At 47.9% G+C, this 11,830-nt stretch carries 8 protein-coding genes; 7 read left to right on the forward strand and 1 reads right to left on the reverse strand.

The window, feature by feature from the left end; translation table 11 throughout:
• Positions 1-52: 52 nt before the first annotated feature.
• On the reverse strand, positions 53-529 hold the full coding sequence (locus tag ACTQ1E_RS08325; RefSeq protein WP_441565796.1) for a helix-turn-helix domain-containing protein: 477 nt from the start codon (positions 527-529) through the stop codon (positions 53-55).
• Between the two features lie 297 nt (positions 530-826).
• Here ACTQ1E_RS08325 and ACTQ1E_RS08330 point away from each other — a divergent pair, with 297 nt between their 5' ends.
• The 7 genes from ACTQ1E_RS08330 to rfbB all read left to right on the forward strand — a co-directional run bounded on the left by ACTQ1E_RS08330 (position 827) and on the right by rfbB (position 11,724).
• A complete protein-coding gene (locus ACTQ1E_RS08330) occupies positions 827-2,635 on the forward strand; it encodes a hypothetical protein (protein ID WP_441565798.1) in 1,809 nt (602 codons plus the stop codon).
• A gap of 355 nt (positions 2,636-2,990) precedes the next feature.
• The gene (locus tag ACTQ1E_RS08335) at positions 2,991-4,202 is read left to right on the forward strand and encodes an STAS-like domain-containing protein (protein WP_441565800.1); all 1,212 of its coding nucleotides are present in this window, start codon (positions 2,991-2,993) and stop codon (positions 4,200-4,202) included.
• A 159-nt stretch (positions 4,203-4,361) separates the two neighbouring features.
• Entirely contained in the window at positions 4,362-5,984 is a 1,623-nt protein-coding gene (locus ACTQ1E_RS08340; RefSeq protein WP_441565802.1) for a DUF2142 domain-containing protein, read from the forward strand.
• Between the two features lie 16 nt (positions 5,985-6,000).
• Complete coding sequence (locus tag ACTQ1E_RS08345; protein WP_441565804.1) at positions 6,001-8,439, forward strand: glycosyltransferase; 2,439 nt, start codon at positions 6,001-6,003, stop codon at positions 8,437-8,439.
• Positions 8,440-8,449: 10 nt separating this feature from the next.
• The gene (locus ACTQ1E_RS08350) at positions 8,450-9,589 is read left to right on the forward strand and encodes a glycosyltransferase (RefSeq protein WP_441565806.1); all 1,140 of its coding nucleotides are present in this window, start codon (positions 8,450-8,452) and stop codon (positions 9,587-9,589) included.
• Positions 9,590-9,782: 193 nt separating this feature from the next.
• Positions 9,783-10,682 carry a glucose-1-phosphate thymidylyltransferase RfbA gene (gene rfbA / locus ACTQ1E_RS08355; protein ID WP_441565808.1) on the forward strand — a complete coding sequence of 300 codons (900 nt, stop codon included), beginning with the start codon at positions 9,783-9,785 and terminating at the stop codon, positions 10,680-10,682.
• 19 nt (positions 10,683-10,701) lie between these two features.
• A complete protein-coding gene (gene rfbB, locus ACTQ1E_RS08360; RefSeq protein WP_441565810.1) occupies positions 10,702-11,724 on the forward strand; it encodes a dTDP-glucose 4,6-dehydratase in 1,023 nt (340 codons plus the stop codon).
• The last annotated feature ends 106 nt before the right edge of the window (positions 11,725-11,830 follow it).

Below are 11,830 nucleotides of genomic sequence, written 5' to 3' on the forward strand. Positions count from 1 at the left end.
GTTCCGTTAGCGCAGTTGGTGAAAGTACGTTAGCGGGGTCGGCGAAAGCGCGTTAGCGCATTCGGCGAGATGCGTTTGCGAAAGTGGTCAATTTTAGATTAGCGCTAACAGCCGAGACCCAGCGGTAGATGGTCGAGGGCGACAGGTCCACGGGCCCGCCGTTGCGCGCCGCCATCTGCTCGGGCGAGAGCCTCCGGCGCAGGCAGTCCCTGATGGCCTCCAGCCTGGCCGCCGCGGCCGGCTCGTCGTCGTCGATCCCGCGCCTGGACTTCGGCGTCGTCACGAACCTGTGCGACGCCACCTCGGCGCTCACCGTCGAGGGCGACCTGCCCAGCTCCGTGGCGATCTCCCTGCACGAGGCCCTGCGCTCCAGTATCCTCTGGACCGTGTCCCGCTCGTGCCTGGTGAGCCTGACGTAGGCCCTCGGGGCCGCCTCAGCGGAACCCTTCTTCCTCTTTCCGGACATGCCGTCTTCCGATCTCCTGGGGCCGGCCGGTCCGGCCCCAGGAGATCGGGTTCCCACATTCATCCGCACATGTGCGGATGAATGTGGGAGGTGTTCGGATTAAGTTGATAATCAAGGGTCTAACATCGATCGCACTCGTCTACAGATCGTTCATTGCTCAATAGATATACAATCTATATGCTGATGAGTGATGTGTCGTTTTATCCGATGCGGCTCGTCAAACGATTTTTAATTTGGCATATTGGTGATTTTGGGATCTGTGTCTCTGGGTCGATTATGCCTGGATATTCAAAGGTATATTTGATTTCATGGGAAGAGTGAAATGATGAGAATTCGGCATTTGGGTTTATTCAGCGCGATTTGTCTTGCATCAATTTGTTTCACCCCTCTTATATGGTCCGCTACCGCATTTTCATTACCTTATCATTTGAAGCTGAAGGCGCCGATAGCTCTTTGGTTCAATCGGGCCAGGAGGCATTTGGGACATCGGATGGCGACCGCTTGACTTCGGATTGCGATAATTTCAAAGCGTCTATTGATTTGTTGACATATGAATATACCGGCGATGCGATTACTCCTGAGGTCTCTGTTTTCGGCGCCGATGGATCTGTGTTAGTTTACGGTATCAATTATGATGTCATGTATTCAAATAATGTTACCCCTGGCTGCGCTGCTATAGATGTAAATGGGCTAGGGAATTACGCTGGCGTTTCTGTCCGGTTGTCGTTCCAGATTGTTCGTTCTTCTGATAGTAAAATTGCTCTTCCTGGTTCCTGGGCCTACCAAAATGGTAAATGGTGGTGGAGATATGAAGCCGGTGGGTGGCCGTCAGATTGTTTTCTGATCATTGGCGGGGCGGAATATTATTTTGACTCCGAAGGCTACGCAGCCACTGGCTGGAGATACCTGGGTGATGGATGGCATTTATTCTCTGAGTCCTGTGCGCATTTGAAGGGATGGGCTGCCACCGGTGGTCATTGGTTCTACCTTGACGAAACATCAGGTTCAATGAAGACCGGCTGGGTTTTAGTCAATCATAATTGGTACCATTTGGACGTTTCGGGCACTATGCAGACTGGCTGGCTGCTCCTTGGTAATACTTGGTATTGGCTTGAGCCTTCTGGATTAATGGCTACGGGCTTTAAGCTTGTTAACGGCGCGTTGTATCATTTCTCTCAATCTGGATTCATGAACACTGGTTGGTTTGTTGACGACGAGACATGGTATTGTGCCAATGACTCTGGAGCGATTCGCGCCGGATGGTTTTACTATGGCTCTAACTGGTATTGGCTTGATCCCAACAATAATGGCGCCATGCTCCAAGGTTTTCAAACTGTGAATGGCTCTGTTTATTATTTGGATCCCGATAGCGGTGGTGCATTAAAGTGCAATGCCTGGGTCTTTTCGCAAGATGAAAACGCGTATTATGCGTGCGGTAGCGGTGCAATTGTGCTTTCGGGCGTCAAGGACGGCGCGGGCGCAATTAAGCTCAGGGATCTCGAGGGAAAGCCTGTCGCTGGCTGGTGTTGGTCCTCGGCTGCTCAGATGTGGTTTTACACAGACTCAGATGGAGTGCTGCAGCACGGTTGGCGATTCATTGACGGTAAGTGGTATCACCTCGATTACGAATCTGGAGCTATGAATACTGGCTGGTTCCTCGATAATGATGGAACCTGGTACTATCTTATGTCTTCTGGACAAATGGTAAATGGCTGGAACAGAATCGGAGACGCCGAGTATTTCTTTAATGCCTCAGGTGCTTGGGTGGAGCCTGAGCACTCCGCGCGCACTTCCTTGCAGTCCCAGATCGTTAATCGTTGCTATAGCGTTCCTTCCCCCGGGGCGGGACTGTGCTCGGAGTGGGTTAGCCATGTGTTTTACCCTGTGCTGGGGTCATATCCTAACGGCGACGCATGCGACATGCTCTGGAATTGGTGTCACGGCCGAGATATATCTCAGCTTAAAGTTGGAATGATCGTTGCGGTCCCTACACATACTCATTCAAGTGCGGGTGCCCGCTGGGGTCATATTGCAATTTATATCGGAAACGGTATGGTTATGGATGATATCGGTTGCATCAGGACAACATCACTTGCTTGGTGGCTGAGCTACTACCACACTACCGCTATACCACAGTGGGGCTGGGTTTTAAATACGCCTTTGGAATGATATGGCTTTCTCTAGCTTTCGGAAATCAATCTCGAAGGCAAGTGTTCTTATGTGCTGTTGTTTTGCCCTTTCACCAAAACTGACGCGATCCTGTACCCGGCCTAACGGATGGTGAAATAACCCGAGAGGGCCACTCGGGCACGAGACGTCAAGATGCGTAATGCCGAAAAAGTGGAAATGTACGGTTGACAAAACCATAGACACACACTAAAGATCCCCGAGGTTCGGCAGAGGACAAAAGCAAGATGGGCAAATGCCGCCTCGATTAATTTGCGAATGAATCTTGACTGGCCTTAAACAAGACCTTTGCTTTAATTTTCAAATTACATTCCAATAGCCAAGGGAGATCTCGCTGATGATAGGTAATTCTTCTAATTATTCAATTAAAATTAAACCCGTTAAGGGTGCGTTCTGTTATCTGTATCGCAATGTCCTTAGGGGTTGTGAAAAGGGCTTTTCTGTTTTTGAAATCGAACTAGAAGATCCAAATAGCAGCTTTTATCCAAATACCCTGCTTCCGATTGCAGGGATTCTAAGTAGTTTTGGTCATAAATATCAGTTTAAGTTTAAAAACGATGAGCCGGATTATGGGGTTAACGCTTATGGCTATGCTGAACGTGCGGGGATTTTCAATCCATATAGGGATCCGGAGAAAGTCCGCTCTGATTTTTTCCTAGATAAAGTATGGCTGTTTGACGCTGATACTCATTACGATATAGTTACTGGTATCGTGAACTCTCTGAGACAGCGAATTGCCCTTGCACCGGGACTTTTGAATGCTCTTGAGCTTTGTTTGAACGAAATATCCGATAATGTGCTAGTTCATTCCTCGAGAGACGAGGCTACTATTCCATCCGGTTTTATCATGGCTCAAGTCCATTATAAAACAAATAAAATAGCCATTTCTGTTTTTGATAATGGGATTGGAATCCAAGAGTCACTTTCTCGTGGTGGAAGAATGACGGATACAGTTGAAGAGGCTATCAATATGGCTTTTGAAAGAGGGGTTACAGATGGAAAGGGAGCCGGGAACGGTTTATGGCTTTTACGAGAGGTAGTTAAGCAGGGACTCGGGTCTATTCCTGTTGTTACTTCTGGAACAAGCTTGGATGTTATCCATAAAGAAGGTGTTGAAGATATTCCGCATCTAAGACAGTTCAACTCTACTAGCGGGACGACTCTTGTTGATTTTCAATTATTTCCTAGCAGTGCCATTAACTTGAATGTAATTATGGGTGGCGCCTCACCTGTCGATTTATGGACTGAAAATCATGAAGTAGATGATTTTGGTAAAACGATAAAGCTGAATGTTAAAACTGAAGCTCATGGTTTAGGAAGTCGTTCCGATGCGAAGCTTTTTAGAACTGTTGTAGAAAATGTTCTTGCCGACCAAGATATTACTGTGCTGCTTGATTTTAATGATGTTGAAATCGTCAGTATGTCTTTTGCGGATGAACTGATTAACAAGTTGAAAGAGCGGATTGGTGTTGACCAATTTAATAGGCGTGTACGAATCGCCAATCTCTCCAGTGGTTGTCAAGCTGTCTTTAATGGCATTATTGAGTAGTTATATAAGTTATCATTGGTAGCCAGGTAGATTTTAACCAAATCGTATATTAATACCTTTTGGGATAAGGGCCTTTCGATTTTTCATCCGAGTACTCTCAGTGCCTACTCATCTTATTAATTTGTCGTTCTTTGACCATTGTTGCATTAAGAAGGATTTATGAATTGCTTTAAAAGCCTTTTGTTGAATTATTTTCAAGATATTCGAGACAATATCAGCTTATTAAGTGGGCGACAGCTTTGTTTAATAGTCGGTGGTTTTCTCTTTCTGTTAATTAATTCAATTTACTGGTACACATTCTCACATCGCCTATTGTCGGTCTTTTTTTCGGCTTTACTATTTGTGCTGTTTGCTTTTTTTGTATCTGCCGCTATCGGTCGTAATTTTGACCAGGTTAAAGAGGCTAGGTTATTCTTAGCTTCTTTAACCATTTTGGGTATTCTGTTTTCTGGCGTATTTACACCTCTCTCTGCGCCCGACGAGGATTTCCACTTTACCGCCTCCTATGCATTGTCGAATTTTATATTGGGAAAGGGATATCAAAGTGAAGACCCTTTATTAATGAGGCAATCAGACGCCGAGTTTTATAATGAGTTCGTTCATAACTTGGATTTAGCTTCTGACAACTACAGCTACCTCAATAGAGAATATTCTCAGCTTTTCGTTAGTTCTAATTCGGATATTCAAACTATAACTGGCAGATCTCATTCTGTTTCAAATAATCTCCCCCAGGAAAAACTGCTTTCCGCTCTTGGTATTACTGTGGCGCGTTTGCTAAATTTAGGGCCTGCTTATCTATATCTTTTCGGACGTCTATTTAACCTGGCCTTCTATATCACATGCGTATATATTGCATTTAGGATTACTCCTATTGGCCGCAATATTATTGCTGTCATTAGTTTGTTTCCTATGTGCTTGCATCTTGCGGCTTCTTATTCGTATGACTCTTTTATTATCCCTATGTCGATCCTGCTGACTGCGCTTTGTTTAAGGTCTATTAAGGCGGAAGGTCTGTTTTCTCTAAAAGAAGGTTCTCAGATTCTTTTTGTGGCTATGCTCCTCGCACCGTGCAAGGTGATCTATACATTAGTTGCATTGCTGGCTTTATTTATTCCTCAAAGGCGTTTTCGCTCTAGAAAAGAAGAACTGTTCATTAAACTTGGCTGCATGATGCTTGTCGGTATGGTTCTAGCCGGAGGCCGGCTCCTGGCCTATTGTGCAAATTCTACTTCTGCGACTTCGGCTGTTAATAATCACTTGGATTTCAGGGGCGATCAGTCCGGCCATTTTTATACCGTCTCTGATGTTGTGCAAAACCCTTTGAAGTTCGTAAAGATGCTATATCTGTCTCTGGATCACTTTGGATTTGAGTATCTGCAACGTATGGTGGGGGGATCTCTTGGTTGGTTTCAGGAAGAAATAGTTTCACCTTATATTTATGTCGTGGCTCTGACCATGGTGATGGGCATGAGTGTCATATCATCTGATGATGACGGTGACGTTCTCTCTTTTTCTGCTAGCCTAGCTGGCATTGCCGTGTTCGTTATTGGTCTTGTTCTGGTCATGTTGACCCTTCTTGTGTCATGGGTGTTCAATACAGAGGGGCTCATTACGGGTGTTCAGGGTAGGTATTTTCTTCCGTATCTCCCTTGGTTGCTCATTTCTTTTAGGACAAGTAGGCTCAAGTTTGATGGAAACCTGTTTCCCTATTTGCTAATGGCCATGCTGTTCTTAAACTTCTACAATTTAACTCGGATTTTTTCAATAGCACTTACGCTCTAGTTTTATAGGGGAAATTGTGTCATTTAAAGTGAATGTAAAAACTGGATTGAGGCGTCTTAAGTGGGCGGCATGGGGTCTTGTTCATCAGGGTTTTTCCGATTTGAGAACTTCCGCTCTTGTTGCCGTAACTGACTTTGAGGTAAATGATGGCCGCCTTCATCTGCGCGGTTGGGTTAAGTCTTATTTACCCGAGGATTCAGTTTTTTCAATTTCAGTTAAAGATAAAGATGGGCTAGTTTATTCCTTTCCCGTGGAGTTTGTTGATAGCCCTGCCGCAAAAAACTATTTAGGACTTGATGAAGATCCTAAAATTGGATTTTTTTGTGTCCTCGATTACCTGTCTTCCTTGGATTTAGAAGTTTATTTGTGTGCAGAATGGTCGATGGGTTTTAAGGACACGAGGCTTGGCGTTCTTAAGGCTAATTCAAGTTCCGCTGGCACTGTTTCAGTCGTTAATCCGTATCTTGAGGGACAGATTGGTTCTGTCGAATTAGGTTCACTTTGCTATTTGGGTCAACTGCCAAACAGGATAACTGTTCCCGATAATTATCATGTGGATATCGTTGTCCCCGTGTTCAATGGCCTTGAATTGCTTAAATCGCTTGTCATCAACTTGAGTAATACAAAGATAGCTCATAGCGTTTATTTTATTGATGATTGCAGCACTGATGATGCTGTTCCCGCCTTTCTTAATGAGCTTTGCGAAAAAGATCCTAGATATCAACTAGTTAGCGCAAAAGAAAATGGCGGTTTCGTCAAGAGCGTAAACCTTGGGCTGTCGCTCACTACTGGCGATGTTGTGCTGCTTAATACCGATGTGCAGTTGCCTCCGTTATGGCTGGAGCGTCTCGTCGCTCCTTTGTTGCTTGATGACAAGGTTGCTTCAGCGACTCCTTTCACGAATAGTGGCACCATCTGCAGTTTTCCTAGATTCCTTGAGAATAATTCGCTCGCTTTTGGATTGGATGTTGTTGAGATTGATTCGATTTTTTCGCATTTCCAACCTATATATAACGAGGTGCCCACTGGTGTAGGCTTCTGTATGGCATGCAGTCGAAATGCCCTTGATGCTGTTGGATTCTTAGATTCGGATACGTATGGAAGGGGCTTTGGAGAGGAAAATGACTGGTGTCAGTCTGCGATAAAGGCTGGCTTTAAAAATGTAATGGTTGAGAATTTGTTTGTCTTCCATAATCATGGAGCAACATTTCAAAGCGATGAGAAGAAGGCTTTGATCGAAGATCATCTCAAAAAACTGAATCAAAGGTTCCCTAACTACAATGTTGATGTCGCGAGATATTGTGAAGTGAATCCTCTTAAGGAACTCCGTTCGTTTGCTTACGCTCAGGCTTTCTTGAAAAACATTTTGGGTTCTAAGACTGTTTATTTGACTCATGATTTAGGGGGAGGAGCGTCTTCCTATTTAAAACGTAGAATTGCGGCTGACCTTGCTGCCAATAAATGCGCAGTAACAATTGAGTATTCTGTGTTTGAACGTATTTTTCACGTTGCGATTCAAAGTGGCGATAAACAAATTCAATTTGTTTCTTCGACTTTGTCTGACGCGCTTGATGTGGTCTGTTCTTCTGCTGATAAAATTGTTGTAAACGAGCTCGCGTCCTATCCTCATCTCGGACGTGCACTTGAAGTTATTACTGAACGAGTTGAATCATACCGCTGTGTTCTTGAAGTTCTAATCCATGACTATCTCATGATTTGTCCGAGCATTAATCTTATTAACAGCAGTAAACGGTATTGTGGTTTACCCGGCATTTTTTGCGATTGCTCCAAGTGCTATCGAAATGAAAAATTCTATGATGTCTATGAAGACTCAATTGTTGCCTATCGAGTTAAGTGGCGCCGTCTGCTTCTCGATGCAGAAGAAGTAGTCGTTTTCTCGGAATCTTCTCGTCGTTACTTAGAAAGTGCATTCGGTGATATTGGAAATATTGTCCTTAGACCTCATGAAGTGCCGTCATTAATTTCAAATAAACCAGCCAAGAAGGCGCCTGGCGACCCTATCGTAATTGGGTTGATCGGTAGGCTTACCGAACATAAGGGTTCCCTCATTATTAAAGAATTGCTTAATGAGATTGAATCGCGTGATCTCAATGTTTCAATCTCTCTGATTGGTAAGACCGATGATGATTTTGAGATAAAGTCAGATCATTTCATTGAGTTTGGAGAATATCGACTCGAGGAATTGCCCAAATTAGCAGTTGAGAGTGGGGCTGATATTTTCTTCTTCCCAAGCGTTTGGCCAGAGACATTCTCCTATGTTTGTTCTGAAATTATATCCATGGGTTATCCGCTTGCGACTTTTGATTTGGGCGCTCAGCAAGAAAAGGCATCTGGTTATGAAAAGGGGCTGGTGCTTTCTCTTGGATTGTCTCCTTCGAATCTCTGTGACGCACTAGTGTCTTTTGCAAAAGACTGTCGAGATTTAATACAGTAATTGAGGTGCAATGGATTTTTCAATTAGTGAAACAGCCAAAATAAGAATGATTGATACTCTTACAAGTTTATTTCGAGGCGACTCGAAAGACAGCGCTTTGGTTTATATTTCCCCCGATTTAGGGGGTTCGGATTTCATCAGAGTTGTGAGTCCTTTTATAAAAAACCCGCTACTATCGGGTGTTTCAGTCTATTGTATTAAAGATTTATTCATTGACGGTGCTTTGAACGAAAGACGAATTTGTAACGCTTTTTATCGTTCTCATAATGTCACTTTCTTGGTTTCTAGAAATAAAATATCGATATCAAATGTCCATGAATTACGGCGTTTGCAAAAGAAATATTCTTGTTCAGTCATTGTCGATCTCGACGACGATTTGTTTTCGATGGACAGTACACATCCTCAATATGAGGAGTACCTACCTGAATTAGACAAGTTGAAGGAACTGCTCGGCTTTGCTAATTTACTTGTGGCCTCTACCCCTGAGGTTGTTCAAGGTGTTGAACGGGTCGGAGTGAATGTTAAGTCGATTGTTATACCCAACTGTCTAGATGATAGGATTTGGGTATGGGGGAAACGATTTTCTCAGTCTGATGATGGACCTCTTAGGGTTTTGTATTCGGGAACTGAAACTCACGATGCCGATCTTAAAATGTTGGCTGATTATATGCCCTCTATTGTGGATAGCGTATATGAAGCTACTGGCAGAAAACTTGAGGTCCATGTTGTTGGGGGCACCTTACTTGATTTGCCTGGACTGATCATCCACAGAGTGCCTCCTGAGTTGAGGAGATATGACCTTTATGTTGAATGGCTTTGCAATTTAGGAACGTTCGATTTTGCGGTAGCCCCACTTTGCCTTGATAATAAAATGAATCACGCCAAATCTAACTTAAAATTTCTCGAATATTCTGCGCTGGGGTTACCTTGTATCTATACAAATATTGAGCCTTATCGCAGAACGGTTACCCATGGTCTTGATGGGTATTTGGTTGATTTGAACTCCAAAGAAGGTTGGATTGAATCATTTTGCAGCCTTAGTTCTGATAGATGTCTTAGAGAGAAGATGGGAATGGCTGCTGAGAAAAAGCTGAAGAGTTTTTATCTTCTTTCAGATCATTTCGAAGACTGGGCTTCGTTAATTAATTAGACTACTTTTATTCGGTTTTTTTAATTATATTACATTTAAGTTTAAGTGTAATTAGCCTCGTGTGGCTCTTAGAGAGCCGCGCGGGGCTTGTTTCTTACATGGGCCTCCTCCGTGTTTTTAGCAACCGTTATCTACCGCGCTACAATGGTTAAAGAACTTAACTTTCTACGTAGACACTAGGGAGAGATTTGTTATGAAAGGCATCATCCTTGCCGGAGGGTCCGGCACCCGCCTGTACCCGCTCACGCTCGTAACCTCCAAGCAGCTGCTGCCGGTCTACGACAAGCCCATGATCTACTACCCGCTGTCCACCCTCATGCTGGCGGGCATCCGGGACATCCTGGTCATCTCCACGCCGACCGACCTGCCCAACTTCGAGCGCCTGCTCGGGGACGGCTCGCGCTACGGCGTGAACCTGTCCTACGCCGAGCAGCCGAGCCCCGACGGCCTGGCCCAGGCCTTCACCATCGGCGAGGACTTCATCGCCGGCGAGCCGTGCGCGCTGGTGCTCGGCGACAACATCTTCTACGGCAACGGCCTGTCGCGCCACCTGACGCGCGCCGTCCAGAACGCCGAGTCGGGCCGCGCCACGGTCTTCGGCTACCACGTGGACGACCCCGAGCGCTTCGGCGTCGTGGAGTTCGACGGGGAGGGCCGTGCCGTCTCCATCGAGGAGAAGCCCGAGTGCCCCAAGAGCTCCTACGCCGTCACCGGCCTGTACTTCTACCCGGGCGACGTGGCCGCCAAGGCCCACGAGGTCAAGCCGTCGGCCCGCGGGGAGCTGGAGATCACCGACCTCAACCGGATGTACCTGGAGGAGGGGACGCTGTCCGTGGTGACGCTGGGCCGAGGCTACGCGTGGCTGGACACCGGCACCATGGAGAGCCTGCACGAGGCGGCGGAGTTCGTCCGCGCCGTGGAGCACTCACAGGACCTGCCCGTGTCCGTGCCCGAGGAGATCGCCTGGGAGAACGGCTGGATCACGACCGAGGGGCTCAAGCAGGCCGCCGAGGCCTACGGCAAGTCGGTCTACGGGCAGCACCTGAAGAAGGTCGCCGCCGGCGAGATCGTCAACAGCCCGCGCGAGTACTAGGAACTGAGGAGACATACATATGGCAGAGGAGACCTTCTCCCCCAAGAACATCATCGTAACGGGCGGCTGCGGCTTCATCGGCAGCAACTTCGTGCACTACGTGGTGAACAACCACCCGGGCGTCCACGTGACCGTCCTGGACAAGCTGACCTACGCCGGCAACCCCGAGAACATCGCCGGGCTGCCCGCGGACCGCGTGGAGCTCGTCGTCGGCGACATCTGCGACGCGGAGCTGCTGGACAGGCTGGTGCCGGGCCACGACGCCATCGTGCACTACGCCGCCGAGAGCCACAACGACAACTCCATCGCCGACCCGGAGCCCTTCCTTCGCACCAACGTCGAGGGCACCTTCCGCCTGCTGGAGGCCGTCCGCAAATACGGAATCCGCTACCACCACGTGTCCACCGACGAGGTCTACGGCGACCTGGCGCTCGACGACCCGGCGAAGTTCACCGAGGAGACGCCGTATCACCCGAGCAGCCCGTACTCGAGCACCAAGGCGAGCTCCGACATGCTGGTCCGCGCCTGGACCCGCACCTACGGCCTGCGCACCACGATCTCCAACTGCTCCAACAACTACGGCCCCTACCAGCACGTGGAGAAGTTCATCCCCAGGCAGATCACCAACATCGTCGACGGCGTGCGCCCCAAGCTCTACGGCCGCGGCGAGAACGTCCGCGACTGGATCCACACCGAGGACCACTCCAGCGCCGTCTGGGACATCCTCACGAAGGGCCGCATGGGGGAGACCTACCTCATCGGCGCCGACGGCGAGAGGGACAACATCACCGTCCTGCGCATGATACTCACGGCCATGGGCCGCGACCCCGAGGACTTCGACTGGGTCGCCGACCGCCCCGGCCACGACCGCCGCTACGCCATCGACAGCACCAAGCTCCAGCGCGAGCTCGGCTGGAGGCCGGCCCACACCGACTTCGCCGAGGGGCTCAGACAGACCATCGAATGGTACGTGGCCAACGAGTCCTGGTGGCGCCCGGCCAAGGAGGCCACCGAGGCCAGGTACCGCGCCCAGGGGCAGTAGGCCCCCCGGCGCCCTTATGGGGCTGTCTCTTATACACATCTCCGAGCCCACGAGACGTAAGCACAGATCTGGTATGCCGTGTTCTGCTTGAAAATTGGGGGGGGGG

The organism is Collinsella sp. LCP21S3_C7 (genome assembly GCF_052118485.1).
GTDB lineage: Bacteria > Actinomycetota > Coriobacteriia > Coriobacteriales > Coriobacteriaceae > Collinsella.